This is a genomic window from Acinetobacter sp. UBA991, assembly GCF_002292065.1.
GTDB lineage: Bacteria > Pseudomonadota > Gammaproteobacteria > Pseudomonadales > Moraxellaceae > Acinetobacter > Acinetobacter higginsii.
This window is the reverse complement of sequence record NZ_DBBF01000008.1, coordinates 71515-96851: the sequence shown is the minus strand read 5'-3', so window position 1 is coordinate 96851 and position 25337 is coordinate 71515. Positions and strand designations below refer to the sequence as shown.

At 41.6% G+C, this 25337-nt stretch carries 28 protein-coding genes and 1 tRNA gene; 18 read left to right on the top strand and 11 right to left on the bottom strand.

The window, feature by feature from the left end:
* The first annotated feature begins 18 nt into the window (after positions 1–18).
* The 7 genes from B2727_RS02105 to urtE all read left to right on the top strand — a co-directional run bounded on the left by B2727_RS02105 (position 19) and on the right by urtE (position 7007).
* Positions 19–486, top strand: coding sequence for a 3'-5' exoribonuclease (locus B2727_RS02105; protein ID WP_031958251.1), 468 nt, complete (start codon positions 19–21; stop codon positions 484–486).
* Between the two features lie 142 nt (positions 487–628).
* Complete coding sequence (locus tag B2727_RS02100) at positions 629–1198, top strand: DUF6714 family protein (RefSeq protein ID WP_050511440.1); 570 nt, start codon at positions 629–631, stop codon at positions 1196–1198.
* Positions 1199–1402: 204 nt separating this feature from the next.
* Positions 1403–2683, top strand: coding sequence for an urea ABC transporter substrate-binding protein (gene urtA, locus B2727_RS02095; protein WP_033132714.1), 1281 nt, complete (start codon positions 1403–1405; stop codon positions 2681–2683).
* Positions 2684–2773: 90 nt separating this feature from the next.
* The gene (urtB, locus tag B2727_RS02090) at positions 2774–4396 is read left to right on the top strand and encodes an urea ABC transporter permease subunit UrtB (protein WP_033132713.1); all 1623 of its coding nucleotides are present in this window, start codon (positions 2774–2776) and stop codon (positions 4394–4396) included.
* A 4-nt stretch (positions 4397–4400) separates the two neighbouring features.
* On the top strand, positions 4401–5471 hold the full coding sequence (gene urtC / locus B2727_RS02085; protein WP_033132712.1) for an urea ABC transporter permease subunit UrtC: 1071 nt from the start codon (positions 4401–4403) through the stop codon (positions 5469–5471).
* Positions 5472–6299 (top strand): urea ABC transporter ATP-binding protein UrtD, encoded by an 828-nt coding sequence (urtD, locus tag B2727_RS02080; protein WP_004657105.1) that lies wholly within the window; start codon positions 5472–5474, stop codon positions 6297–6299.
* Between the two features lie 9 nt (positions 6300–6308).
* Positions 6309–7007: an urea ABC transporter ATP-binding subunit UrtE gene (urtE, locus tag B2727_RS02075; protein ID WP_004657106.1), complete on the top strand. Its 699-nt coding sequence runs from the start codon at positions 6309–6311 to the stop codon at positions 7005–7007.
* A gap of 214 nt (positions 7008–7221) precedes the next feature.
* Here the strand turns inward: urtE and B2727_RS02070 are convergent, their stop codons facing one another.
* From B2727_RS02070 to B2727_RS02060, 3 genes are all read right to left on the bottom strand, one after another.
* On the bottom strand, positions 7222–7962 hold the full coding sequence (locus B2727_RS02070) for a hypothetical protein (RefSeq protein WP_005201619.1): 741 nt from the start codon (positions 7960–7962) through the stop codon (positions 7222–7224).
* Between the two features lie 81 nt (positions 7963–8043).
* Positions 8044–8595 carry a GNAT family N-acetyltransferase gene (locus tag B2727_RS02065; protein ID WP_033132711.1) on the bottom strand — a complete coding sequence of 184 codons (552 nt, stop codon included), beginning with the start codon at positions 8593–8595 and terminating at the stop codon, positions 8044–8046.
* Positions 8596–8726: 131 nt separating this feature from the next.
* Positions 8727–9452 (bottom strand): outer membrane protein OmpK, encoded by a 726-nt coding sequence (locus B2727_RS02060; protein WP_005201617.1) that lies wholly within the window; start codon positions 9450–9452, stop codon positions 8727–8729.
* A 369-nt stretch (positions 9453–9821) separates the two neighbouring features.
* Between B2727_RS02060 and B2727_RS02055 the strand changes: the two genes are divergently transcribed.
* From B2727_RS02055 to B2727_RS02035, 5 genes are all read left to right on the top strand, one after another.
* Positions 9822–10196, top strand: coding sequence for an HPF/RaiA family ribosome-associated protein (locus B2727_RS02055; protein ID WP_005317311.1), 375 nt, complete (start codon positions 9822–9824; stop codon positions 10194–10196).
* 143 nt (positions 10197–10339) lie between these two features.
* Positions 10340–10885, top strand: coding sequence for an ankyrin repeat domain-containing protein (locus tag B2727_RS02050; RefSeq protein ID WP_004803559.1), 546 nt, complete (start codon positions 10340–10342; stop codon positions 10883–10885).
* Between the two features lie 32 nt (positions 10886–10917).
* Entirely contained in the window at positions 10918–11685 is a 768-nt protein-coding gene (locus B2727_RS02045) for a transporter (protein WP_033132710.1), read from the top strand.
* An 83-nt stretch (positions 11686–11768) separates the two neighbouring features.
* Positions 11769–13619, top strand: a complete 1851-nt coding sequence (dsbD, locus tag B2727_RS02040) for a protein-disulfide reductase DsbD (protein ID WP_033132709.1) — start codon at positions 11769–11771, stop codon at positions 13617–13619.
* Positions 13620–13621: 2 nt separating this feature from the next.
* Positions 13622–14317 (top strand): glutathione S-transferase family protein, encoded by a 696-nt coding sequence (locus B2727_RS02035; RefSeq protein WP_033132708.1) that lies wholly within the window; start codon positions 13622–13624, stop codon positions 14315–14317.
* Between the two features lie 38 nt (positions 14318–14355).
* Here B2727_RS02035 and B2727_RS02030 read toward each other — a convergent pair whose 3' ends face one another.
* The gene (locus tag B2727_RS02030; RefSeq protein WP_033132707.1) at positions 14356–15543 is read right to left on the bottom strand and encodes a GGDEF domain-containing protein; all 1188 of its coding nucleotides are present in this window, start codon (positions 15541–15543) and stop codon (positions 14356–14358) included.
* Positions 15544–15815: 272 nt separating this feature from the next.
* Complete coding sequence (locus B2727_RS02025; protein WP_033132706.1) at positions 15816–16727, bottom strand: alpha/beta hydrolase; 912 nt, start codon at positions 16725–16727, stop codon at positions 15816–15818.
* 204 nt (positions 16728–16931) lie between these two features.
* On the opposite strand from B2727_RS02025, the gene B2727_RS02020 reads away from it, so the two are divergent.
* The gene (locus tag B2727_RS02020; protein ID WP_004803572.1) at positions 16932–17369 is read left to right on the top strand and encodes a DUF2147 domain-containing protein; all 438 of its coding nucleotides are present in this window, start codon (positions 16932–16934) and stop codon (positions 17367–17369) included.
* Between the two features lie 66 nt (positions 17370–17435).
* On the opposite strand, the gene B2727_RS02015 is transcribed toward B2727_RS02020, so the two are convergent.
* The gene (locus B2727_RS02015; RefSeq protein ID WP_004803574.1) at positions 17436–17786 is read right to left on the bottom strand and encodes an arsenate reductase; all 351 of its coding nucleotides are present in this window, start codon (positions 17784–17786) and stop codon (positions 17436–17438) included.
* Between the two features lie 439 nt (positions 17787–18225).
* On the bottom strand, positions 18226–19050 hold the full coding sequence (locus tag B2727_RS02010) for an exodeoxyribonuclease III (protein ID WP_033132705.1): 825 nt from the start codon (positions 19048–19050) through the stop codon (positions 18226–18228).
* A gap of 41 nt (positions 19051–19091) precedes the next feature.
* Here B2727_RS02010 and pyrE point away from each other — a divergent pair, with 41 nt between their 5' ends.
* Positions 19092–19742 (top strand): orotate phosphoribosyltransferase, encoded by a 651-nt coding sequence (pyrE, locus tag B2727_RS02005; RefSeq protein ID WP_005209496.1) that lies wholly within the window; start codon positions 19092–19094, stop codon positions 19740–19742.
* A 75-nt stretch (positions 19743–19817) separates the two neighbouring features.
* On the opposite strand, the gene B2727_RS02000 is transcribed toward pyrE, so the two are convergent.
* Positions 19818–20315, bottom strand: a complete 498-nt coding sequence (locus tag B2727_RS02000) for a zinc-ribbon domain-containing protein (protein ID WP_033132704.1) — start codon at positions 20313–20315, stop codon at positions 19818–19820.
* A 114-nt stretch (positions 20316–20429) separates the two neighbouring features.
* Positions 20430–21149, bottom strand: coding sequence for an SDR family oxidoreductase (locus tag B2727_RS01995; RefSeq protein WP_033132703.1), 720 nt, complete (start codon positions 21147–21149; stop codon positions 20430–20432).
* 216 nt (positions 21150–21365) lie between these two features.
* Here B2727_RS01995 and B2727_RS01990 point away from each other — a divergent pair, with 216 nt between their 5' ends.
* Complete coding sequence (locus B2727_RS01990) at positions 21366–22679, top strand: hypothetical protein (RefSeq protein WP_033132753.1); 1314 nt, start codon at positions 21366–21368, stop codon at positions 22677–22679.
* Positions 22674–22749, top strand: a tRNA-OTHER gene (locus B2727_RS01985). The genes B2727_RS01990 and B2727_RS01985 overlap by 6 nt, the downstream gene beginning before the upstream one ends.
* A gap of 40 nt (positions 22750–22789) precedes the next feature.
* Here the strand turns inward: B2727_RS01985 and B2727_RS01980 are convergent.
* Positions 22790–22996 (bottom strand): DUF3565 domain-containing protein, encoded by a 207-nt coding sequence (locus B2727_RS01980; RefSeq protein WP_033132702.1) that lies wholly within the window; start codon positions 22994–22996, stop codon positions 22790–22792.
* Positions 22997–23449 (bottom strand): MarR family winged helix-turn-helix transcriptional regulator, encoded by a 453-nt coding sequence (locus tag B2727_RS01975; RefSeq protein WP_033132701.1) that lies wholly within the window; start codon positions 23447–23449, stop codon positions 22997–22999. It lies immediately after the preceding gene.
* Positions 23450–23627: 178 nt separating this feature from the next.
* Between B2727_RS01975 and B2727_RS01970 the strand changes: the two genes are divergently transcribed.
* The gene (locus tag B2727_RS01970) at positions 23628–24107 is read left to right on the top strand and encodes a glutathione peroxidase (protein WP_005201599.1); all 480 of its coding nucleotides are present in this window, start codon (positions 23628–23630) and stop codon (positions 24105–24107) included.
* A 225-nt stretch (positions 24108–24332) separates the two neighbouring features.
* Positions 24333–25277: a glutathione synthase gene (gshB, locus tag B2727_RS01965; protein WP_005201597.1), complete on the top strand. Its 945-nt coding sequence runs from the start codon at positions 24333–24335 to the stop codon at positions 25275–25277.
* Positions 25278–25337 lie beyond the last annotated feature (60 nt).

The window sequence follows — 25337 nt, the reverse complement described above, 5'->3', positions numbered from 1 at the left end:
TATATCGTGAGATGAAAAATGTATTTATTTCTGGATTGTGAATTTAATGGCTGGCATGATCAAGGTACAGGGGAGTTGATTTCATTAGGCTTAGTGTCTGCCGACGGCAAATATGAGTTTTATGAAGTGGTGAGCTGTAAGAATCCTAGTCCTTTTGTTGAACAACATGTCCTGCCAATTTTAGGACAATCAGCTATTCCTGTATGGGAGTTAGTTAATAAGCTATGTAGCTTTTTATGGGAAGTGAATAACCAAGAAGATGAGGATATCACTATAGTAGCTGACTATCCTTCAGATATAGAGTTATTCAACCGTATTTTGCTCTTAGGCCAAGGGCAGTGTATCAATGTGCCTGTATTAGGTTTCCTACTCGATTTGTCGCTTACTACAAAGAATTCTGCGATTCCTCATAATGCATTGGCTGATGCTAGAGCTTTGAGTAAAGATTATGCATTGAAGTACGCTCATAAGATCACAAGTGAGTGAGCTTTGAATTTAGCCCCGCCTGACTAAAGGTGGTTTTTTATAATCTTATCCTACAATTTAATTTATAGACTTATGCTTCAAAAGGCTTAGTTTAGCGGGGCCTAGGCCATTTTTTTATAAAGTTATCCTACAACTGACATTGATGAAAAAATATCCTTCACCTAGTGATATTCAGGAGATGCGCAAGAAAGGCTATGATCCCATCACGATTGAAGCAGCCGAAGAACTCTTGCCACGTTGGCAACAGTTAGATGAAGTGAAACAAAAAATCTCTAGTGCTTTTAATGGAGTCACTCTACAAGAGGGAATTGGTTTATATGAAGCACAAGGGATGGATGATTATGCAAGCCAAGCAGAGTGCTTGGCTTATCGCGCTAAAGATGAAAAGCTAAATTGGCATAACATTTCGGTTGATGCCTTAAATCGTTGTAACAGCGGTCTCTCATTTTTTGATGCTCAAGGCATGTTGTTTCATTTACCTGCATTTTTATTAGCAAGTTTAAATGGGGATTATTTACATGACCTCAGTTTTACGTTGACACATGAATGGCATGATACAGAAAGAAAATTCAGCTTATTTAATGCTGAACAGCGTGCAGTTGTGGCAGATTATTTACAAATTTTGCTGGATGAGCCTGATTACACTTATCATTATAAGGAAATCATGAGTGCATTAATTACAGGCTACTGGTCAGGCACAGCCATCGTATAGTTAATATATCAGTAGATAATGATGAGCATCTGCACTCTTTTAGGTCGTTGCGTATTTTTTGTATGCAATGTTGTATACAAGATGGAAGAATTAATACTTAACTTTTATTTAAAGTAAATAAAAACAATAGCTTGCTGTGTTGGCACAGAAATTGAATAACTCCACCCAGTAAAAATCACAATTATTGATGGGTGGAGAAACAAGATGCAAAACAAATTGATGTCGATGTCAGTGCTCATGGCAGCCATGATGGGGATCGGTCTAGTTGGCTGTTCAAAACCAGCAGAAAAAACAGAACAGACCAAAACAGAAGCTAAAACTGCACCCGCAGCGAGTGGCGATACCATTAAAGTCGGAATTCTGCATTCGCTTTCAGGCACCATGGCGATTTCAGAGACTTCACTGAAAGACACCGCCTTGATGACCATTAATGAGATCAATGCCAATGGTGGGGTACTGGGTAAAAAATTAGAACCTGTGATTGTTGACCCTGCATCGGATTGGCCATTATTTGCAGAAAAAGCCCGTCAGTTGATTACCCAAGATAAGGTCGCAGTAATTTTTGGCTGCTGGACGTCAGTTTCTCGTAAATCGGTGTTGCCTGTGGTGGAAGAGCTGAATGGCTTGTTGTTCTATCCAGTACAGTACGAAGGCCAGGAACAGTCTAAAAACATCTTTTATACTGGTGCAGCGCCAAATCAACAAGCGATTCCTGCGGTTGAATATCTGATGGGGGATGAAGGCGGTAAAGCAGAACGTTTTGTGTTACTCGGGACAGATTATGTCTATCCACGTACTACCAATAAAATTCTTCGTGCTTTCTTGAAGTCGAAAGGTGTGGCTGATGCTGACATCATGGAAGAATACACGCCATTTGGTCACAGCAATTATCAAACCATTGTTTCCAATATTAAAAAGTTCTCTGCAGGTAAAAAGACTGCGGTGATCTCGACCATCAATGGCGACTCCAATGTGCCGTTCTATCGTGAGCTGGGTAACCAAGGTATTAAAGCATCGGATATTCCCGTCATGGCTTTCTCGGTAGGTGAGGAAGAATTACGTGGTATCGACACCAAACCATTGGTGGGGCATTTAGCAGCATGGAACTACTTCATGTCAGTGAAAAACCCTAAAAACACTGAGTTTGTGAATAAATTCAAACAATATGCGGTGGAATATAAGCTTCCAAATGCAGACAAAGTCGTGACCAATGATCCGATGGAAGCAACCTATGTCGGTATCAATATGTGGAAGCAAGCAGTTGAAAAAGCGGGCACGACAGAGGTGGATAAGGTTCGTAATGCGATGGCAGGTCAGACTTTTGCTGCCCCATCAGGCTATACCTTAAAAATGGATGAAACTAATCACCATCTACATAAACCCGTGATGATTGGACAGATCCGTGGCGATGGCCAATTTGATGTGGTGTATAAAACTGCGCAAACCATCAAGGCGGAGCCTTGGAGCCCGTATATCCCGAAATAAGTGACTTTTAGCCTGCTGTATTCACAGCAGGCTTTTCTATTCTGATTTTTTGTTTGATCTATTTAAAACCGTAATAATAAGGGGAGTTCTATGGCGAAACACTATGTTTTGGCACTGCTCTGCATCATGGCACAGATGATTTTTAGTCCAGCATGGGCAGAAGCCACATCCGCAACAACCGTGACGTCTACAGCTTCTCAAGATGCCATTCAGACCTTTGTGAAGTCCGATTTTGCGACGCGTCGTGCCATGCTCAATCAATGGCCTGCCAGTATTGAACAACTGGATCAGTTGGTGGCATATATTGATCAAAATGAGCTGTATACCGATAGCGCAGGCAATACTTATCTCTTAAAAAATGATGACAAACTGTTTAGTTATCCTGAGCAGCAAGCATTGGAACAATGGCCAGCCGATCTATCTCAAGTGACTTTGGTCAATACCTTACGCAAGGCACTGAATTTTGGTCAAGCCAAGGCCAAACTGAATTCAACGGATGCATCGCAACGTTTAGCCGCGGTTGATATTTTAGAAAATAATTTGACTGAACTTGATGTGGCGATGGTGAAGCAGCTTTATCTGAATGAAAAAAATGATCAGGTCAAAGCACGTTTAGCACAGCTCAAAGCGCGCTTAGATTTTAACAGTGCTGATGAGTTTACCAAGCTTGAAGCCGTGAAAGTCTTGGCCGATTCAAATCGCCCTGATGTGTTCGCCTTAATCAACCAAACTTTAGAACAACCACAAAGCAATCCCGCATTGAAGGCAGCGTTGTTGGATGCACATAATCAAATTAAAACCCGCCTACAAATCAGTGAGTGGTCAGGCCATGTATTTTCAGGCTTAAGTACGGCCAGCATTTTATTGCTTGCTGCACTTGGCTTAGCGATTACTTATGGTCTGCTTGGGGTAATTAACATGGCACATGGTGAGCTCATCATGATTGGTGCCTATACCACCTATGTGATCCAGAGTTTTTTTAAAACCCATTTTGCTGGATTAGTCGATTGGTATTTGTTGGCTGCGATTCCTGCGGCATTTCTGGTCAGTGCCTTGATTGGTATGTTGATTGAACGCACCGTGATTCGTCCGCTGTATGGTCGTCAATTAGAGACTTTACTTGCCACCTTTGGTGTGAGTCTGATCCTGATGCAATTGGTGCGTATGGTGTTCGGTGCGCAAAATGTCGAGGTTTCCAACGTAGCATGGTTGAGTGGTGGAGTTGCGCTAACACCGAGCCTAATGCTGCCTTATAACCGGATCGCTATTATTGGTTTTACCATCGCAGTGTTATTGCTGTTGCTGTTCCTACTCAATAAAACCCGTTTTGGTTTATTTGTTCGAGCTGTGACGCAAAACCGTCAAATGGCACGCGCTGTTGGTATCCGTTCTGCACGGATTGACATGATGGCTTTTGGTCTGGGTTCTGGCTTGGCAGGTTTGGCAGGTTGTGCTTTGGCACAGGTCGGTAATGTTGGACCTGACCTTGGACAAAACTACATTATTGACGCCTTCCTTGTGGTCGTTGTTGGTGGTGTTGGTCAAGTGTGGGGTGCGGTATTGGCAGCACTCGGACTGGGGATTAGCGGTACGGTTTTAGAAATTGGTTTAGGGGCAGTCCTAGCAAAAATTATTCTCTTGGTTCTTGTGATTTTGTTTATCCAAAAGCGTCCACAAGGTTTGTTTGCCATCAAAGGCCGTTTTGTGGAGTAAGCCAATGAAAATCACTTCTTTATTTGCCGACAAACTCTATAGCGCCGTGGCGATTGCACTTTGTTTCAGCGTGCTCTTATTGTTGCCGTGGTTGCATCTGTTGTCTCCTGACTCGGCCTTTTACCTATCTGCTTACTGGATCACCTTGATTGGCAAGATCATGTGTTTGGCTTTAGTGGCTCTTGCACTGGATTTGGTCTGGGGCTATGCCGGGATTCTAAGTTTAGGGCATGGTTTGTATTTTGCTTTGGGCGGTTATGCCTTTGGCATGTACCTCACGCGTCAATCTGCAGGCGATGGTCTGCCTGATTTTATGCGCTTTCTGAGTTGGACTGAATTGCCTTGGTATTGGATCGGGACCGAGCATATTGCTTGGGCACTGGCTTTAGTCATTCTTGTACCAGGTTTGATCGCATTTATATTTGGCTTTTTTGCCTTTCGCTCCAAAATCAAAGGCGTGTATTTCTCAATTATTACCCAAGCCATGACCTTTGCTGCAGCCTTACTGTTCTTCCGTAATGAAACAGGCTTTGGTGGCAACAATGGTTTTACAGGCTTTAAAACAATTTTGGGTTTTGATATTACCTCTGCACCGATGCGTGCAACCTTATGCTTTGTCACAGCGTTGATGTTGATGTTGTGTTTCCTCGGTCTGCGCCAATTGATGAATCGTCCTTATGGGAGAGTATTGGGTGCGATTCGTGACAGTGAAAATCGCTTGCAATATCTCGGTTATCGTACGCTGTGGTACAAGCTGTCAGCATGGGTATTGTCCGCGGTGATTGCAGGCATCGCGGGGGCGTTGTATGTGCCGCAGGCTGGTATTATCAACCCAAGTGAAATGAACCCAGTCAACTCAATTGAAATGGCGGTGTGGGTGGCTGCGGGTGGACGTGGCACTTTGATTGGCCCGATTTTAGGGGCTGGTTTAATTAATGCAGTGAAAACCTATTTCACTGTGGCTGCGCCAGAAGCATGGTTATTGATTTTGGGCGCACTGTTCATTGTCGTGACCTTGTTCTTACCAAAAGGTGTGATTGGTTTATTTGACCGTTTTAAAAAGGAGCGTGATTAAATGAGTGATGTATTAATAGACTCAGCTCAACATGGCGGTCAACTGGGCGAGGGTTATGGTCGTGCCAAGCCGCAAGGTGCGGATTTTAGCCACGGTATTGCCTTATATCTGGAAAAAGTTAGTGTCTGGTTTGACTCATTTAGAGCCTTAAATGATTTGTCGTTGTACATTGCCGAGGGTGAGTTACGCTGTATCATCGGGCCGAATGGGGCGGGTAAAACCACCTTGATGGATGTGATTACCGGTAAAACCCGTCCAACTACAGGCACGGCATTTTTTGGGCAAAACTATGATCTTGCCAAAATGAGTACCGAGCAAATTGCCGAAGCGGGCATCGGTCGAAAATTCCAAAAACCAACGGTATTTGAAAATTTTACTGTCATGGAAAATCTACTGTTAGCAGCACCACGAGATAAACGGGTGAAGAAAAGCTTCTTTTCTCGTTTAGACCCAGAAGCGCAATTGGCTTTGGATGAAAGTCTGGAACAGATTCGTTTAAAGGAGTTTGTACACAAGCCAGCGGGCTTACTGTCGCATGGGCAAAAGCAGTGGTTAGAAATCGGTATGTTGCTGATGCAACGACCGAAGTTGATTTTATTGGATGAGCCTGTCGCAGGCATGACCGATGCTGAAACCGAGCGCACGGCTGAACTGTGTCTGGAGCTGAAAAAAAATCACACCCTTGTGGTGGTCGAACATGACATGAGTTTTATTGACACCATCAGTGAAAAAGTCACGGTATTGGCGCAAGGGGCGATCTTGGCTGAGGGCACATTGGCAGAAGTTCAGGCCAATGAAGATGTGATTGAAAAGTATTTAGGACGTTAGGAGACGCGCATGTTAGAAGTGAAACAAATTAATCAGTTCTATGGTGGCAGTCATATTCTGCGTGATGTGTCTTTTAATGCGCCTGTGGGTGAATGTAGTGTGGTCTTAGGACGCAATGGCGTGGGCAAAACCACCTTACTGAAATGCCTGATGGGGATACTACCGATTAAATCAGGACAGATCCTATTAGATGGCAAAGACATTGCCAAGATGTCCCCTGAGCAACGGGTGCGTGCGGGGTTGGCTTATGTGCCGCAAGGTCGCGATATCTTTTCGACTTTAACGGTAGAAGAAAATATTTTAATTGGCATGGCGAAATTTTCAGGGGCTAAGACGCGTAAGGTGCCAAGCCATTTGTATGAAATTTTCCCTGTGCTGGATGAAATGAAACATCGCCGTGGCGGAGATTTATCCGGTGGTCAGCAACAACAGCTTGCGATTGCCCGAGCGTTGGCTTCGGAGCCGAGTGTTTTGATTTTAGATGAACCGACCGAAGGGATTCAGCCCTCGATTATTAAAGATATTGGTCGAGTGATTCGTAAACTGGCGGATCAAGGTGAGATGGCGATTATTTTGGTGGAGCAGTTTTATGATTTTGCTGAAGAGTTGGCGGATGCGTATACGGTGATGGCGCGTGGGCAGGTGATTGCACAGGGGCGGGGGGAGGATATGCCTGAGAAGGGGATTCGGGAGTTGGTGGCGATATAGTATTTCTTGGCTAATTGTTGCTTTATCAGTGTTTTTAGTAATCTATCTTTATGATGTACCCTACTTTTGAAGGATCAAAAGTAGGCAAAAATCCTTTGTTCGACTAACGGTACGTCCTTGTGACCGTAGTCGAACATGGCGACATCCATGTCGCCTATCACGATAGTGAGTGTTGGGGAAATGCAATTTAGAACATTAAATGGTTAGCCTAGATTTATTTGTCTTCAACCTTATAAAACGTGCCACCAGCATAGACATTGTGTCCAAAGCCACATGAGGACTCGCCGTTGTGCTGTTCAACCTCAATTTTTTGTCCAAGATTCGCATCATTGGCGAATAGAAGTTTGATTTGGCAATCTTCATAGCGATAGCTGGTTTGTTTTGACTTGATTGGCATGCTGGTTTCAAACTGTCCCATATTGGGTCCATAGATCAGGCCACGTAGTCCGAAGTAATAGCCATCAAATGCAATCTGATATTGATTCTGTTTTTTGCTGACCTTGAGGTAATCCCATTGCCCAAAACCATTGGCGCGGGCATAAGTTCCTTGTAAATCTGAAGATACTTTTGGTTTAGGGAGCTGTTTTAAATTGTATTGACTGGTTTTTGAGTCTTTATCTCTGAGAAACCAGACTCTGGCCCATTGCGGTTTGCCGAGTTTGGCATAGCTTAAGCCGACATTATTGTTAGCGATTTCAATGTCTCGGTCACTGACCTGAATCCCGCTTTCATCTGCATTAAGTTGACAGAAATGTGCCCATGCGGCTTGATCTTCAAATTGTTTGGCGGCTTTGAGATATTGCTTTTGATCGTAAAACTTTTTACCTGCTTGCGCATATTGTTTTACTTTGGCGCAGCCTTGTTGCAACTCTTGTTCAAAAGAAACTTCGGCAAAGCTCGCGCTTGAAGCGATTGCGATGGAAAGGCACAGACCGAGTTGAGATGTTTTAATCATTTTGGCTATTTTTGAAATCAAGTATTGTTTTCATTCTAAGCCACAATTCAGTCGTAAGACAGTAGGGTAAAAGTGAGCTTTTTATTGAGATTCTGTGAGTTGCAGTTGCATCCAGACCAAATCTCGCCATGTCCCAAACTTTTGTCCCACTTGAGGCATATAACCTGTTTGAATAAAGCCAAGCTGTTCATGTAGCACGATTGAACCCTTATTTTCACTATCAATCGCAGCTACCATGATATGCATGTTTTGCTGTTTGGCCAGATGAATCAGTTGCTGCATCAGGGCTTTGCCCAGCCCTTGGCGAGCGTAGCTTGGGTCAACAAAAACAGAATGTTCAATACTTTGGCGATAACCACTGATGCTTCGAAATGCAGTGTAATAGGCATAGCCTGCCACTTGATGGCTATTCAGGTCTTCGACCACGATCATGGGGAAGTGCTGTTGCTGCATGCTGTGAAAACGTTGCTGATAATCTGTTAAGGAAACCGCCTGATCATTCCAGTTGGCTGTCCCATTCAGGATCTCTGTATTATAGATCGCTAGGATTTGCTCGAGGTCATCGACTGTGGCAAAACGAATGTGGAAATGTGTAGCTAAGGTAGATGGGGCAAGTGCAAGTTTTTCAGCCATGAGCAAAGGTCATCAAATCAGAAAAAAAAGATAAGACATTGGGAAAGCGGCAAATCGTTTCAGGTTTATATTCAGCGATACCAACAAAAACAGCAAGGAAATCCTTGCTGTTTTTTCACATTCTAATCAGATTAGAAATGGTATTTGATCAAAGCACTGACGTTGTTTTCGTCACGGTTTTTCATACCAAATTTGTTATTCCAAACTGAGTGTTCCACACCTAAGTAAAGGCGAGTGTCTGGTGAAATGTGTTTACCCAAGTTCCACTTGTATTGTGTGGTCCAGTTGAGTTCACTGGCGTGATCTTTTTCGCCTGTAGACCAGTCAAGGAAACCATCCACCAAGAAATCTTCGTTTGATACTTTAAATGGCAAAGCATAAGCAATGGTCATTTGATAGTCATCAGCGGTATTTTCGTTGTTGGCACGGTAGAAGTTTACATTCGCATATTGGAAATATGGAATCGCGAGATCGAAACCAACACCATACAAGAAGTTGTCAAAACTAGCGAAGTCATCATTGTTGCTTTCCCAAGTGGTTGAGATCAACACATCTTTGATTGGACCAAACGCAAGTTTTTGACCTGAAATTTCACCCAAGCTTAAACGTGGAGAAAGCTCGAAATAAGTGCTTTTATGGTCATCGCTGCCACGCATACGGTCCATAAAGAAGAATACATCGGCATATTTTACTTTTGCCGCATATTCAACGGTGATGGTTGTTTGCTTTTCATCAACAACTTCGTAGTTCTCGCCATACAAACCGGTCAAGCTGAAATCTTGCCAAATCGGCTTCGCTTGAGTGAAAGCTGCTGTAGATACCAATAAACATGTTGCTGCAAGTTGCTTCAATTGCATTTAAAAAATCTCCCCCCAAAAGGCGTGTAAAGGATACAAGGTATTAAGCAAAAATAAAGCCAAATTTGACCAAATGAACAAAAGAATTGTATATGCCAGAAGCCGTCTAAGCGGATGCTAAAGTTGGTCATCTTTTTGTTGAAGATTTCATCAAAATGTCAAAAATCAGCTTGCATATTTTGGAGGAAAGTCAGATATTGGAACTATAGAAGATCTTCTTACATACTGAAAAACAACAGATGCAAAGCGAGGAGACAACACGCATTTACACAATCAGAATATACAACTGCACTGAATGACTGCATGCTCAAAGTGTGCAAAGAAAAAAGTTTTGTAGCACCGTCTCACAGAAAAGAGAGGAAGATATTTATGAATATTGAAATCCGTACAGATAAAAACATTCAAGGTAGTGAACGCTTAAACAGTTATGTTCGTGCAGAACTTACACAAGAATTCCAACGTTATAGCGAGCGTATTACACATTTTTCGGTTCATATTAGTGATGAGAATGGGGACAAAACGGGCGATCATGACAAACGATGTATGATTGAAGCTCGCCCAGCAGGAATGAAACCTGTCGCAGTGACACATAAAGCAGCAAATATTGATAACTCGATTCATGGTGCGATTGATAAATTGAAACGTAGTCTGGAGCATCTTTATGAGAAAAAAGAGCACCATCGTGGCGGTTTACCCGAATTTGTTGATGTCGATGATGACGTAAAAGTGGATGATGAAGCATAAAAATCGACGCATAAAAAAAGCCCTGTTCGGGGCTTTTTTTATGCGTGTATCAAATTTATACATGATTTTTTAGATGGTTTTATAAAATCCTGTCAGGATATTCGGCATAATAGACATATTAAAAAATATTGTGAGAATTGGTCATGTTAAATAAGCAACAGCAGGCCTTGGTGCAAGCCATACAACAACTCGATTTGGACCAAGTGCAATCTTTACTTGCTGAAGGACTCGACCCGAATTTTATTGACCCTGAACAAGGTCCGCCTGTCTCTGTGATTTGCGATGGTTTGTTCGTATGGTGGGAACGAATTTGTGAAGCTTATGAAGCAGGGAAGCCTTTCACTGATGAAGAAAAGCAACAACAACTTAAAGTTTATTTAGATATTTTAGATGTATTGATTCAAGCCAAAGCCAATCTGCATTTATGGGATTCAGAAGAGTTTTATGGTCCATTGTGGGATGCGGCAAGTTCTGCTTGCGTGCCTGTGGTAGAACGGTTATTGGTTGAAAAAGTAGATCCAAATACCCGTGATGAAGAAGGTTTAACGGTTTTATCATCAATCAGCCAATTGTTCTTTGACTGTGAATTTGATGAAATTGATTGGTCGGAGTCATTACCAGAAGAGCGTGCAACACTGGAATTGCTACGTGAACATGGTGCAAAAATGTCAAAAGAGCTCAGCGCATAAGCCAAGCTATTAGAAATAGAACGAGGAATAGAATGAAAACATTGCAAACATTGAGCTTAATTGCTGCATCTATGCTGACAAGTACCGTTTTTGCGGCTGACTTTTCTTTTGACCGCCCTGGTACGGGGATCGGGACTGGTATTACTCCTGTGGGACAGTTGGCATGGGAACAAGGTTTACCGAGTATCAACTACCAAGAAGGTAAGGTAGATGGTGTCAAAGACAAAACCTTAACCCTGAACGGTGACATGTTATTGCGTACCGGTTTGGCCGATGGTTTGGAACTGCAATTGGGTTGGCAAGGTCCAGTGTGGCAGCAATACAAACGTGCAGGTACGAAAAAAGAGACCAATGGTCTGGGCGATGTCAGCATTGGTTTGAAAAAAGCCATTGATCTAAAAGATGATCGTTTATCTATGGCATTGTTGGCTGAAGCCATTATTGCAACGGGGAATGATGAATTCACCAACCATGATGATATCTATAGTCTCACTTCAGCAGTTGCTTACGAATTTAGCGACTTGATTGGAACTTCGATCACGATGCGTTATGAAGCGCAGAACAGTAATTGGGCCGTGACTGCAATTCCAACCATTGACTATAAAATTGCAGGTAAATTATCGGGTTATTCAGAATTCGTTTATCGTAAGGCTGAGAGCCAAGATTATGAATATGGTCTCGGTACAGGTCTGATTTATGCTTTGAATAATCGCACGCAATTAGATGCCAGCATTGGTGTTGACCTAAATGGCGATCAAAAAAGTTATAACGGTGGCTTCGGCGTATCGGTTTTATTCTAACAATAATGAATACTCCTGAATTCTCTTAAATTCACTTCTGCATAAGTGGGAGGGAGGTTCAGGAGATTGATAGTGAGATAATCATGCAAATGTCTGTTCAGGCTGGGAAATCTTTCCCGCTGATGCGTTACTTTCTTGGGACTTTATTGTTGTTATGTGGGTCTTTGACTTACGCCCAAGAGAATTCATCGGCGCCATTACTCAGCCCCGAACAGGCTTTTACATTTACGGTTGAGTCGACTGCACAGAATCAAGCACGTTTGCATTGGTCGATCCAGCCAAATTATTATCTCTATCAGCATAAGTTTGAAGTACAGCAGGGCAATCAGCCCGTCGCATTGACTTTACCGAAAGCGGTAGAGCAGTATGATGAGAATTATGGTCACAGCCAAGTTTATTATCAGCAAGCTGAATTTAGTATTCCAACCCAAGCTTCTCAGCATTATCGTGTGACTTGGCAGGGCTGCGCCAAAGACCGGATTTGTTATCCTCCACAGAATATTGAATTTCAGACCGATGCCGATGGTCTAGTCAGTGCTCAGAATATCAGTGCAAACTCACAAAAAAGCTTTTTAGATGTGGCGCGTGCATCCAATGCCTTAAATACCCAAACGGCAACAAATGATGAAACGCAAGCTGAGCCAACTGCACAAACCTCAAATTCAAATAACTCAGGTGTGATGGCACAGGACCAAAAGTGGTCCAGCGCACTCGAACAGCATTCACTGGCCTATAGCATCTTATTATTCTTAGGTTTAGGAATTTTATTGGCGTTTACGCCATGCTCCTTACCAATGTTACCGATTCTGACTTCATTAATTGTACGTGACAATAAAGGCGTCAAGGCTTGGTCGATTGCACTGACTTTTGTCGTGAGTATGGCTTTGGTCTATGCGGTATTAGGTTTGATTGCTTCTGCAGCAGGGCTGAATTTCCAACGCTGGTTACAACAACCCGCGACATTGATCGCATTTAGCTTATTGTTCGTGGTGTTTGCCCTCAATCTATTTGGTCTATTTGAGTTAAAGCTGCCACAGAACTGGGTCAATCGATTAGATCAGATGCAATCCAATCAAAAAGGCGGTACTTTGGTTGGTGCCAGTGTCATGGGGATGATCTCTGCACTATTGGTTGGGCCTTGTATGACCGCACCTCTGGCAGGGGTTTTACTGTTTATTTCACAAACACAGAGTCAATGGCAAGGTGGGTTGTTGCTGTTTACACTCGGTTTGGGCATGGGCATTCCATTGCTATTGGCCAGTGTTTTGGGGGCAAAAGCTTTACCCAAAGCAGGCGATTGGATGAACCAAATCAAGGTGATCTTTGCCTTTTTAATGCTGGCCTTGAGCATTTACTTTATCCGTCCTTTATTACCAGAACTCGCGATTCAAATTCTTAGCTTAATTCTTGGTTTGGCCTTTATTATTTATGCGGCATATCGCCTGTTTGCACAGAAAAGTAAGCTGCAATGGCTCTATGCGATCTTACTGATTTTAGCGATTCCAGCATTGGGCTTTAATCAATATCAGCATTTTCAAAGTCTCAGTTCAGTTCAGGCAGATAAGCTGGCCGAATGGCATGTGGCAAAAACAGGAGATGAATTTCAGCAGATCTTAGCCAATGCGCCCAAAGACCGTGGCATTGTGATTGATGTCTATGCGGATTGGTGTGTGGCTTGTCAGCCGATTGAGCATCGCATTCTAAAAGATGCAGAGGTGCAACAGGCTTTGTCTGGTTATTATCTGATTAAAATGGATTTAAGCCACTATGATGCGTCACACCAAGCATTGCTAGCACAGTGGGATATTTTAGGGCCACCGACGTACTTATTCTTAGATCAGCAACAACAAGAAATTCGCTCGCTACGCTTAACGGGTGCATTCCAAAAAGCTGAGCTATTACAGCAATTGGCTTTATTTAAAGGGAAACAATAACAATGTATCAACTCTTTATCGGCAATAAAAATTACTCCACGTGGTCGATGCGCCCATGGATTTTACTTACACAAGCGGGGATTTCCTTTCAGGAGCATGTGATTCGGTTTGATAGTTTTGAACCTGAAAGTGAATTTAAAACAGAGATTCTAAAGCTCAACCCAACGGGTAAAGTTCCTGCGCTTGTGAATGGCGAACTGGTGGTCTGGGATAGCTTGGCGATTTGTGAATATATTGCGGAACAGCATCCTGAACTTGACTTGTGGCCACAAGAGAAGACATTACGGGCTAGAGCACGTTGTATTAGTGCAGAGATGCACAGTAGCTTTCAAAGCTTACGTAATCTTTGCCCCATGAATGTGGAAGCGGATCTAGGTCATATTGGCAAACAACTCTGGGCCGAACATGCGCAGTTACGTGCCGATGTGGCTCGAATTGATCAGATCTGGTCTGAACGTCCAAGCGAAGACGGTTTTTTATGTGGCGAGTTTAGTATCGCCGATGCATTCTATGCGCCTGTGGTGATGCGTTTTGAATGCTATCAACTGCCACTCTCCGCATCAAGCCAAGTTTATGTGCAAAAAATATTATCTTTGCCATCGGTACAGCAATGGATTGACGAAGCCAAACAAGAGCAGATGTTTGTGCCTTTTGATGAGCCTTATCGTCAACATCGAGAAGAATTTTTGAAAGGCTAATCAACATTGCAATGAAGGCATGTTGTGCCTTCATTGTTCTAGCTTGTTGCAAGATCAGTAAATATTTTCACTTGATTACGCCCCGCAGCTTTGACTGCATACAGGGCTTGATCGGCCTGACTGATGATCAAATGTGGCTCATCGGCACTGAGCGAACTACTAATCCCAAAGCTGGCACTCACGCTAAATTCCTGCTTATATTCTGTAATAAAACGCAGTTGTGATACTGCATGGCGACAGCGTTCAGCTACGTTCTGTGCTTGCATCGTCGGCGTGTTGGGCAGCAATAAAATAAACTCCTCGCCACCAAAACGACCAATGATATCCTGATCACGTAGATTACTTGCCAAGCATCGTGCGACTTGGATCAGCACTTGATCGCCCATGCTATGCCCATATTGATCATTAATCGTTTTAAAATGATCGAGATCAAGCAGAATAATCGAATAGAGTGGGTGGGGGTGTTGATGCAACTTATTTAAATAACTACTGATACTGCGCCGATTGAGTACATTGGTCAGAGGGTCGAGACGACTGAGAATCTGAATGGTCATTTCCCGCGTTCGCCATTGCGTCAGTAAAATTTCAAATAAGAATAAACACGCCAATAAAATCGGCAATAAGAAAAATACCATACTGCCGACCCAGAATGGATGCATCGGTACTTCATTTAGGCGCTGCATATTAAACAGAGGCGCATAAGTCAGCATCCCAATCATGCTCAGGTAGTTGCATAGCAATAAGGCCAGTGTTGCTGGAATCAAAGCGCAATACACCATCCTGCGGTCAAACAGCACTAAACCCACACCTACTACACTGACATAACCCACCATAGTTGCTGGGCTAAAACTGCCTGCTAAATAGCCTTTATGGCATAGCATTGCAGTAAAAATCTGCACACTGAGGATAGGTAAAACATTCTGTGCCCAAGTTCGATCCTTAAATACATGGCAAGGAATAATCAGCAGCAACATCACGGTCAGCGTAATCAGGCTGGTGATTAAGTGTGAGCGTACAATGCCTAGATTGACCCATTCAGAATACTGTGGATGTATCAGGACAAAAATATCCCAACTGATCCAAAATAGGCTCATAAATGCAGCAAGTATCAGTAATAAAATACTTTTTTTGAGTATGGTCCAATTGACTACAATATGATGTTCCCAAGAAAGCTTAAAGCCCCATCCTTTTGTGTCAGTTGACCGATTAAAACGAATCTTCACCATTGGCATGCATCCTTTTATGCAATGAGATTCCTAGCAACTGTAGATCTGTCGTCAAAATACCGAAGAACGATTATTGAAATAACAATAACATCTTTAGAATGAGAAAAAAGTCTAGCTCTGGGCTTTTTAATGCAAATCAGGACGGGAAAAATTCTTTGATAAATCAGCTCTTATCAGAATATCCAATCAATTTTATTTTATGATGACCAAAGGGAATTAAGAATGACAATGGTCAGACATAGCTGACCATTTTTTACACAATTTTATTTTGCTTAGTCACGATCGAGTGCATGTGCAAACGCTGCGATATCTGCCAAAGCTTGCTTTGCCTCAGGGAACCAAGCATTAAACATCTGGAAATTATGCCACATGCCGGTATACAGCTTGAACTTAACTTTGACATCGGCTTTTTCCGCTTTTTCTCTAAAGCGTTTTGAATCATCCAATAGAATTTCTTTCGAACCGACTTGCACCAAGGTGGGTGGAAGCCCTTTTAAATCATCAAACAACGGTGAAACACGTGGATCATCGGCTTGGATGTTCTCGGTGAGATAATGATTGATGCCTGCCTGTAAGGCCTCAATAGACAACAAGGCATCATGTTTCTGGTTAAAGCGTAGCGATTCACTGGTCAGGGTGAGATCAAGATAAGGCGACATCAGAATCAAGCCGCTTGGCATCAGTTCAGGTTGTTGTTTGAGGCGTAAACACAGCGCCAAGGCAAGGTTAGCACCGCAAGAATCGCCTGAAATAATAATATCTTTCGGTTTAATGCCTTGTACCAGCAGCGCTTGATAGACATCGAAAATCGCATCAATCGCTTCAGGATATGGATGTTCAGGTGCAAGTGGATAATCGACATGAATCACTTGCATTTGAGTACGTGCAGCAATATCTGTCATCAAAGCACGATGAGTATTTAAACTACCGAGGAAAAAAGCACCACCGTGAATATGGAAAATCAGTTGTGTAGCCGCGGCTTGGGCTTTGATTTCTTCACCACGTACACCCGCTAGACGGATTGGGCGGACTTGTACTGTTGAATCTTGTGGAAATAGACGACACAGTTGATCGAGCAACGGACGTAATGCATTTGGGGCCAAGTTAAATTGACTAGGTGTCCGAATCGTCGCTTTAAGTAAGGATTCAGTAAAATAATATTTCCAAACAGTAGCAAATTTCATAATTTTTCCATATTGTTAGATCAGTATAGCAATAAGAAAGTTCTTGAAAATAAGCTATGTCTAAGCACGACGATAAAATCTGAAAAAATGTGCGCTATGACACTCTTACTCAGGTTATACCAAATAGTCATAATCAAGAATTGCAATATTGATTGAAGTTCTCAATACTTTCAGTTTGAAAGACCCCTTAAGGATATTACAAAAATGAAGAAAATTGCTTTAGCATTTGGATTGCTCGGTTTGACAACTTTTGCCAATGCAGCGGATGCGCTGAATGGCACTGTTTGGCAGACCATTGATGATGAAACAAAACAGCCAAAGGCGATCGTGAAGTTCACGGAGCAAAAGGATGGAACGTTAACGGCGTCGATTCAAAAATATTTAGTGGCAGGCCAGGAAAATGCTTGTTCTAAATGTGAAGGAACTTACCATAACAAACCACTGAAAGGCGTGACCATTGTGAATGGCCTAAAAAATGTCGGTGGTGTGAATTACGATGGTGGCTCAATTATCGACCCTAAAAATGGTAAAACCTATAAATTGAAAGCTGAAATTATCGAAGGCGGTAAAAAGCTGAAATTACGTGGCTATATCGGTGTCGCTGCTTTAGGTCGTAACCAAACTTGGATTCGTACCAACTAAGCTAGATTTAAATAACAAAAACCGAGTCCTAAGACTCGGTTTTTTATTTTTGCTCATCTTTAGCGTTTAAGCGGATAAAGCTTGATACGTGGCTTCATCAAAGCCAATCACAAAACCTTGCGGCGTTTGCAGCACAGGACGCTTAATCAGGCTTGGTTGCGCAATTAGGGCTTCAATCAGGTTCTGTTCATTGCTGGTGGCGTGTGTTTGCTCCTCGGCAGTGAGTTTGCGCCATGTGGTGCCTTTTTTATTCAGTACTTTGTCCGCACCAATCTCTTTTAACCAGATCGCTAAAGTATCTGCATCAATGCCTTGTTTTTTATAATCATGAAATTCGTAATTGATGCCGTTGGCTTGTAAGACATCAAAGGCTTTTTTCATCGAATTACAATTTTTAATGCCGTAAATTTTAAACATACCGAAAACCATAAAAAAGAATAAAAGAGATGAGCCAAAGCCTAACGCAAAAGAAGGGTGGTGTACCAGTTGAAATTTTTTATCAAGTTGATCGGTAGGGTGTATGCAGCAACAATTGAATGACGAAAATGATCATGCGCTTTGAGCAGAAAAGCTAAAGACAAAGCCAAGAAAGAAAATCTAAGATTTAGAAAAGAGAAAACCCGCATATAATCTTCCTGATTATGCGGGTCTCATTTCAACGTCCAATGTCTCATCCATGCAAATAAACTTAATCTAAGTTTATTTTATCTTCCTACGGCGTCCTATCCCTTTTTGGTCATCCTGACCGCTTCCCTGTGCCGTGAAGCTATAATGCCGTTCTAGATGCGAAATAAAAATACACAAAAGCGACAAGTTATGTAAGCTAAAGAAGCGATCAAAGTGAACAGGTGTTCACTTATTCGTGTATTTTATAGTCGATAATCACGGGTGCATGGTCGCTAAACCATTGTTCTTTATACACCCATGCATTTGTTGTACGTGCTTTCCAGTCTGGAGAGCATGAATGGTAGTCGATACGCCACCCAACATTTTTCGCACGCGCTTGACCGCGATTTGACCACCATGAATACAATTCTGCTTCAGGGCGAACTTCGCGGAAAGTATCCACATAACCTAACTCGTCATACATATGATCGAGCCAAGCACGTTCATGTGGCAAAACCCCAGAAGATTTCTGGTTACCTGACCAGTTTTTAATATCGATGCGTTTATGCACGATATTGTAATCCCCACAGACAATGATTGATTTATTTTCATCTCGCCACTGTTTGAGTATTTTGGCGTATTCTTGTAAAAACACGTCTTTGCGTGCTTGTGCTTCGTCACCGCTTGATCCTGATGGCAAGTATAACGAGGCAATATGAACAGTTTGTGACAAGCCTAGATCGAATTCAGCGCTGGTAAAACGGCCCTGAGAATCGGCCAGTTCAAAGCCTAAACCATCTTTGACTGACACGAATGGCAGACGGCTATAGATCGCCGTACCTGCATAGCCTGCGCGTTCAGCAGGGAACAGGTGGGTATACCAACCTTCAGGTTTAAATTTATCGGTCCATTGTTCATGGGTGATGCGGCTTTCCTGCATACACACCACGTCGGCACCCGACTGTTCTAACCATTCGAGCAGGCCTTTGGTGACTGATGAGCGCAAGCCATTTACGTTAATTGAAACGACTCGAAGAATTTTTACATCACTTGGATAGCTATCCTTTGGTATCATACGTCTGTTTAACCTCAATTGAAGAATTTGGAGCACTTTATATGACAACGCCTGTGTCATTTCATCCGCAAGCTTTTATCGAACTCGCATTATCACGTGGAGTGCTTAAATTTGGTGAGTTTACCTTAAAATCAGGCCGTGTCAGTCCTTATTTCTTTAACGCAGGTTTGTTAAACGATGGTGAAGCACTGTCTTTGTTAGCGCAAGGCTATGCCGACAAACTAGTACAGTGTGACAATGTCGGTGTGATTTTTGGCCCAGCCTATAAAGGGATTCCTTTTGTCGCAGCAACAGCGGTGGCATTGTCTCAAGTGCATGGTAAGAGCGTACCTTGGGGCTTTAACCGTAAAGAAGCCAAAGATCATGGAGAAGGTGGTGTGTTGGTGGGTGCATCGGTTGCAGGTCAAAAAGTCTGGATCATTGATGATGTGATCACTGCGGGCACTGCGATTCGTGAAGTGGTCACCATCTTAAAAAATGCGGGTGCTGAAATTGCAGGTGTATTGGTGGCACTAGACCGTCAAGAACGTGGTCAAGGTGAGCTTTCTGCGATTCAGGAAGTGCAAAAAGAACTCGAAATTCCTGTGCATGCTCTCATTACCATGAAAGATTTAATGGATTATCTGGATGCGAAAGGCGAAAAAGACGCTTTAGCCAATATGCAGGCGTATCGTGAAAAATATGGCATCTAAGTTTTAGGTGTAAACAAAAAGGAAGCTGAAGCTTCCTTTTTTGTTATAAGGTGCAGATCAGATTAACTCTTGATCTTAGTTCAGTTGATGCAGGCTTGCGAAATAACTGGCGGATAAAAAGATGATGAGCCTAAAACTAATCCCGAGAATGAGGGGGATGATCCAAGATTTTTTCTGATAATCTAAATTCTTAGTTTGATTGATTTGTTCCTTTGCAAAGAAAAAATACCATATAAATAAATAGACTAAACCTAATCCATTTGCACCACTGATACTGGATTGTAGATCATTGTTAAAATCGCTATAAATAACAAATAGTGACAGGCATAAGACGATGAGGCTAATGGCTAACCATTTGTTTGATTTTGCGATATTGTCTTTATTACCTAAAGCCTCTGAGTTTTTTAAATATAGAATAGAGCCAAATATGGGAGTACATAGAATACTCCAGTTGGTAATAGCAGATGGATTCCAAAGGTAAGTTTTATTATTTTGCTGATTTATTTTTGTTCCACAGTTTGAGCAAAACTGCGATGAATCAATATTCAAGTGTCCACAATTACGACACGTCATAGTCTTAACACTCCGTTTTTATTCTATTTTATCTGAGTGTATTTCAAGGTTTTTACCATGTTATTCTCTTTTTTATATCAAGTTGTTCCAAAAGAAGAGTTGGTCGGTATTTTATTAAACATTCTGATCCAACATCGCAGGCATCAGAATTTCTTTAACACAGCTTGCCTTGCTGGTTGAAAGAATAAAATGAATCGCCTGAATCACATCGGATAATGGAATAAGAGAGAATTTAGTTTCTTCTAAAACATCTTGAGTGGCTTTATCTATTTCATATTCACTGGCAAGGTAGCCTAAGTTCAGTACACTGACCCCAATCAAGTGCTCACGCAAGATTTCTCGAAGGGATTGCACAATGCCTCTTAGAGCAAATTTGGTAGCGGAGAAAACAAGTTCTTTACCGTTATGATTATCAACGCCCCAAGTGGAGCCAATCAGAATAATTTTGGCATTATCGGAGAGTTTGAGATTTTTGATCAATGATTGAATCGACAGGATACAGGTGCTGATATTGGTATTGATGATTTGGTTGATTTCAGCAGCAGAAACCTCTTCAAAATTATAGTTGTCGCTAAATGCCTGTTGCTCCCAAATACCAACGTTATAAATCAGCACATCAAGTTTTTGTTGTCCAATCGCTGTTTTTACATCGCTTACAGCCTGCTCTGGTTTGGATAGATCAGCACAAATCCAGTTTAAGTTTGGAGTTTCTTGTGGTTGAGTACGAGATACGCCGTAGATGGTATCTGTTGGCTTTGGTACAGCTTGAACAATGGCTTTGCCTAGGCCTTTACTGACGCCGTATAGGAGAAACGTTTTATTCGAGTTATTCATTTATCTATCCGTACTTTTTGGATTAAAAAAAGTAACTATAAAAGCTCAAGTTAGCTTGATGTCAATAGAGTTATTTGTATGGTGTGACTCAAAGGTGTTTAAACAGTTGGGTTGTAGTATGTTAGATTCTGGAAGATTTTTAATTTTTAGATTCAACCTAAATTACTTTCACTTCTTAATATTTTGAAAGAAGCTGTTTTGATGGACAATAAAAGTATGGATTATATTAAAAATTTATATCAATCATTAAGTGAGAGAAAGCGTCCAGAAGATATTGCAGAAGTGATCAAAAATTATATGTCAGATCACTATAGTGTTCGAGAACGTATAATTTTAGAAAAAGCTGCACAGCATGCTTTAGTACGCAGACATATTCCCTATACATCAATGCCGGAAGATTTTAGAAAAATAGTGGGAGCAGAAAAACAGTTTTTAAAAGCTAGTGAGCTTTTTGATGTCTCGTTATATACAAATTTTGATTATTGTGATGTTGGAGAGATTCAATCTGCTCTAAAAGAAATAGAGATGCTGGTAAAAAAAGAAATTGGGAGTAATAATTTTATTCGCGATAGATTAAATAAAAATGAGAGGAAGAAATCGAATATACAGCTTTCAAAGCGGCAATATAATAAACGATGGAGGTTGTTAAAACGTATCGAAGAGAAGCAAAAAAAACTTCAGAGAGAATTACATAAACTGGAGTTTGAAAAAATTGCAAAGCATGGATTAGCCCATCACCTTTCTTATAGTGAGTTTGCTCAGGATGCTGATAGCGCATGTTTTATTGCTTATTATACAGCACGTTGTAATTTACGTAGTGTATTCACTAATACGACCCAGGAACGTCCATTTGATGAAATTTGTGAAATGCTTTTAACTCGGTGTCGTTTAAAGTGTCCAATTACTACCAATTGGTGGGCCATTTCTCATGTTTATATTTCTGATTTTGTTACAAGTCATCTAACTGAAGAGCAGAAAGGGTTACTTCTAGGGCGTTGGACATGTATCCTTGAGGAAATTTCTAAATTTTTACATGATCTCTGGTTGAAAAATAATATTAATAGGCAAACTATGATTGTGAAAAAAGGAAATGATTCTTCAACATGGAATCATGCAGCTGGGGCTTGGAATAAAGCTCGCGATCAATGGATGCATCTTATATATGCTTTAGGTTTGGAAATAATATTAGAAAATATCTGTATAGGTAAGGTATTACGGTTAATGGCTGGAGATATTGCTGCATGGCATTTAGAGTCAAAAGGGACTTTGGACCCTGATACCTATGTTTGGAATGAACTTCCTTTACCATGGGAGGTTTTGCAGGGACGTGTTGTTTGTACAAAAGATGATATTATAGTTCAGTGCTTAAAAGTTAATTTAGATCCAGAAAAATCGGGTTGGATTGCACCCAAATCACATTCTACTGTACAGTTTAAGACAACACCTGAATTGGTCCATGGTGTAGAAATTAGTAGTCCATTTTTAGCTAGTATATTAAAAAGAAATAAATTTTTTTCAGGTAAAGGATAGGTTAGTTCAGTGGTAGAACGTTCGGCTCTCTTATCCGAATGGACGCAGGTTCGAGCCCTGCACCTATCCATCATTCTTTGATGGTTTTAACTATGTTATTGTTTTATTTATTATAATAAGGGGGTCTTGAAAGCCTCCTCACACTTTTTACATTCCAACATTACACCTATTTTTTCTTTATGCCCTTGTTCTGTTAACACCCAAGGGCGATTCTGCCACGGTGGATTATGGCGCACATGTTGCCCATGCCCACAAGCAAGATCAGCTATCCAATGGGCTTCTTCATCGAGATGAAAACCGACAATGGCTTGCTGCATTTAATTTTCCAGAGACTCGAGTTTAGATTGTTCCAAACCCTTTAAAAAACGATGGCATAAGTTATGAATTGCCAGCAGATCATTCGGGTCCATACCCAACGAGCAGGCGAGCTTAAACGGAATCAGGGTAATTTCATCCTTAGAAGCCAGTGCTTTTTCCAGCAAAATCACTTTTTTCATCCGCTCATCTTCTTTGACCGCAACACGTTTTAAAAACTGCTTTTCTTCGAGTTTTTTAATAATCGGTGTCAGCGTTCCGGAATCAAAAAAAGTCTTTTGTCCGATTTCAGATAACATCACATTGTCCTGCTCATACAAAGCCAACAACACAATAAATTGCGGATAGGTTAGATCATATTCCTGAAGTAAAGGGCGGTACTGGCGAATCATCGCATTGGTCGCGGAATACATGGCAAAACACACTTGGTTATCCAAAAATGAAACTTCAGCCATGATGATTTGTTCTCGACTCAGTTGTTGAACATTCAGTATAAATGGGATTGTGTAAAAAGTATATTGCGTGTAATTAACTTGCACACAAGATAATTGTGTGAAATATTAAATAGGCAAGCTGAATTATTCAGCAAACGATTTTGATTACATCCAAGATTGGATAGAAGAGAGAACACCTATGAGCAAGATTTATGATTTTCAGGCTGAACTGTTAGAAGGCGAACAAAAGAACCTCGCAGATTACCAAGGCAAAGTTTTATTGGTGGTGAACACCGCAAGCCAGTGTGGTCTAACGCCACAATTTGAAGGTTTGGAAAAGTTATATCAGGACTATCAACAACAAGGGTTGGTGATTCTCGGTTTTCCATGTAATCAATTTGCCAACCAAGATCCATCGAGCAATGAAGAAATTGGCAGCTTCTGTCAGCGCAATTATGGCGTATCGTTTCCGATGTTTGCCAAGGTTGATGTGAATGGCCCAACCGCACATCCTTTGTATAAATATCTCACTTCTGAAGCCAAAGGTCTGTTAGGCAGCAGCATTAAATGGAACTTCACTAAATTCTTGATTAATCAAAACGGTGAAGTGGTCAAACGCTATGCCCCAATCACCAAACCTGAAAAAATTGCCAAAGATATTCAAAAGCTTTTGCGATAAATAGGCTGGAAAATGAGGAAAATGGAAATGACTGGTCTACGATGCATCCACTGGTGATTTCCTCATCCGAAACAAATTAAATCATAAAGCTGAATATTTTTAATATGTTGTAATTAATTGAACAAAATAGATTTTTTAATCTTTAAGATTTATACAAGTTGTTTCACGATTGACCGCAAACTTCGCTATACTTTTTGCCAAGATTAAAAATACGAGCGTCAGATTATGCGTGTACTTGTAGTGATGGACCCGATTGAAACTGTGAATCTCAAAAAAGATTCAACTATGGCGATGTTATGGGCGGCCAGCCGTCGCGGACATGAATTGGGTTATGCATTACAACACGATTTATATATCGACCAAGGCAAAGCCTTTGGCCTGATCTCACCCTTAAAAGTATTTGAAGACTATAACCATTACTATGAGTTGGGCGAGCAGCGTAAAGAATCGTTGGCGGATTATGATGTGGTGTTGATGCGTAAAGACCCACCATTCGACATGAATTTTGTTTATACCACTTATATTCTGGAACAAGCCGAGCGTGAAGGCGTGTGGATTATTAACAAACCACAATCACTACGTGACTGTAATGAAAAGCTGTTCGCCACGCAGTTCCCAGAGCTACAAGTCCCAACTTTAGTAACCTCACAACAAAGCCTGATTCGTGAATTTATCAAAGAACATGGCGATGTGATTGTGAAGCCTTTGGATGGCATGGGCGGTATGGGCATTTTCCGTTTATACCAAGATGGCGTGAACATTGGTTCGACTTTGGAAATGCTCACCGAAATGGGCACACGTCCAATTATGGCGCAACGTTATATCCCTGAAATTGTCGAAGGCGATAAGCGCATCTTGATGGTCAATGGTGAGCCGATTCCATATTGTCTGGCACGGATTCCGCAAAATGGCGAAGTGCGTGGTAACTTGGCGGCAGGTGGTTTAGGTCAGGCCCGTCCACTAACTGAAAATGATAAATTGATTGCGGCAAAAGTCGGGCCATTCCTGCGTGAAAAAGGTCTGGTCTTTGTTGGTTTGGATGTGATTGGTAACTATGTGACTGAAATTAACGTGACCAGTCCAACCTGTATCCGTGAGATTGATGCACAATTTGGCACCTCGATTGCCGATGATCTTTTTGATGTCTTAGAAGCAGGTCGTAAAAACTAAAAAAGTTGCATTTTTGACCGAATTGCCCGTTTGTATTCCATCAAAATTTGGACGCAAACG

What these genes read in the sequence shown, in the direction of transcription:
- B2727_RS02105 (WP_031958251.1), top strand. Translation starts at nt 19, where the DNA reads ATGTATTTATTTCTGGATTGTGAATTTAATGGCTGGCATGATCAAGGT.
- B2727_RS02100 (WP_050511440.1), top strand. Translation starts at nt 629, where the DNA reads ATGAAAAAATATCCTTCACCTAGTGATATTCAGGAGATGCGCAAGAAA.
- urtA (WP_033132714.1), top strand. Translation starts at nt 1,403, where the DNA reads ATGCAAAACAAATTGATGTCGATGTCAGTGCTCATGGCAGCCATGATG.
- urtB (WP_033132713.1), top strand. Translation starts at nt 2,774, where the DNA reads ATGGCGAAACACTATGTTTTGGCACTGCTCTGCATCATGGCACAGATG.
- urtC (WP_033132712.1), top strand. Translation starts at nt 4,401, where the DNA reads ATGAAAATCACTTCTTTATTTGCCGACAAACTCTATAGCGCCGTGGCG.
- urtD (WP_004657105.1), top strand. Translation starts at nt 5,472, where the DNA reads ATGAGTGATGTATTAATAGACTCAGCTCAACATGGCGGTCAACTGGGC.
- urtE (WP_004657106.1), top strand. Translation starts at nt 6,309, where the DNA reads ATGTTAGAAGTGAAACAAATTAATCAGTTCTATGGTGGCAGTCATATT.
- B2727_RS02070 (WP_005201619.1), bottom strand. Translation starts at nt 7,962, where the DNA reads ATGATTAAAACATCTCAACTCGGTCTGTGCCTTTCCATCGCAATCGCT.
- B2727_RS02065 (WP_033132711.1), bottom strand. Translation starts at nt 8,595, where the DNA reads ATGGCTGAAAAACTTGCACTTGCCCCATCTACCTTAGCTACACATTTC.
- B2727_RS02060 (WP_005201617.1), bottom strand. Translation starts at nt 9,452, where the DNA reads ATGCAATTGAAGCAACTTGCAGCAACATGTTTATTGGTATCTACAGCA.
- B2727_RS02055 (WP_005317311.1), top strand. Translation starts at nt 9,822, where the DNA reads ATGAATATTGAAATCCGTACAGATAAAAACATTCAAGGTAGTGAACGC.
- B2727_RS02050 (WP_004803559.1), top strand. Translation starts at nt 10,340, where the DNA reads ATGTTAAATAAGCAACAGCAGGCCTTGGTGCAAGCCATACAACAACTC.
- B2727_RS02045 (WP_033132710.1), top strand. Translation starts at nt 10,918, where the DNA reads ATGAAAACATTGCAAACATTGAGCTTAATTGCTGCATCTATGCTGACA.
- dsbD (WP_033132709.1), top strand. Translation starts at nt 11,769, where the DNA reads ATGCAAATGTCTGTTCAGGCTGGGAAATCTTTCCCGCTGATGCGTTAC.
- B2727_RS02035 (WP_033132708.1), top strand. Translation starts at nt 13,622, where the DNA reads ATGTATCAACTCTTTATCGGCAATAAAAATTACTCCACGTGGTCGATG.
- B2727_RS02030 (WP_033132707.1), bottom strand. Translation starts at nt 15,543, where the DNA reads ATGGTGAAGATTCGTTTTAATCGGTCAACTGACACAAAAGGATGGGGC.
- B2727_RS02025 (WP_033132706.1), bottom strand. Translation starts at nt 16,727, where the DNA reads ATGAAATTTGCTACTGTTTGGAAATATTATTTTACTGAATCCTTACTT.
- B2727_RS02020 (WP_004803572.1), top strand. Translation starts at nt 16,932, where the DNA reads ATGAAGAAAATTGCTTTAGCATTTGGATTGCTCGGTTTGACAACTTTT.
- B2727_RS02015 (WP_004803574.1), bottom strand. Translation starts at nt 17,786, where the DNA reads ATGTTTAAAATTTACGGCATTAAAAATTGTAATTCGATGAAAAAAGCC.
- B2727_RS02010 (WP_033132705.1), bottom strand. Translation starts at nt 19,050, where the DNA reads ATGATACCAAAGGATAGCTATCCAAGTGATGTAAAAATTCTTCGAGTC.
- pyrE (WP_005209496.1), top strand. Translation starts at nt 19,092, where the DNA reads ATGACAACGCCTGTGTCATTTCATCCGCAAGCTTTTATCGAACTCGCA.
- B2727_RS02000 (WP_033132704.1), bottom strand. Translation starts at nt 20,315, where the DNA reads ATGACGTGTCGTAATTGTGGACACTTGAATATTGATTCATCGCAGTTT.
- B2727_RS01995 (WP_033132703.1), bottom strand. Translation starts at nt 21,149, where the DNA reads ATGAATAACTCGAATAAAACGTTTCTCCTATACGGCGTCAGTAAAGGC.
- B2727_RS01990 (WP_033132753.1), top strand. Translation starts at nt 21,366, where the DNA reads ATGGATTATATTAAAAATTTATATCAATCATTAAGTGAGAGAAAGCGT.
- B2727_RS01980 (WP_033132702.1), bottom strand. Translation starts at nt 22,996, where the DNA reads ATGCAGCAAGCCATTGTCGGTTTTCATCTCGATGAAGAAGCCCATTGG.
- B2727_RS01975 (WP_033132701.1), bottom strand. Translation starts at nt 23,449, where the DNA reads ATGGCTGAAGTTTCATTTTTGGATAACCAAGTGTGTTTTGCCATGTAT.
- B2727_RS01970 (WP_005201599.1), top strand. Translation starts at nt 23,628, where the DNA reads ATGAGCAAGATTTATGATTTTCAGGCTGAACTGTTAGAAGGCGAACAA.
- gshB (WP_005201597.1), top strand. Translation starts at nt 24,333, where the DNA reads ATGCGTGTACTTGTAGTGATGGACCCGATTGAAACTGTGAATCTCAAA.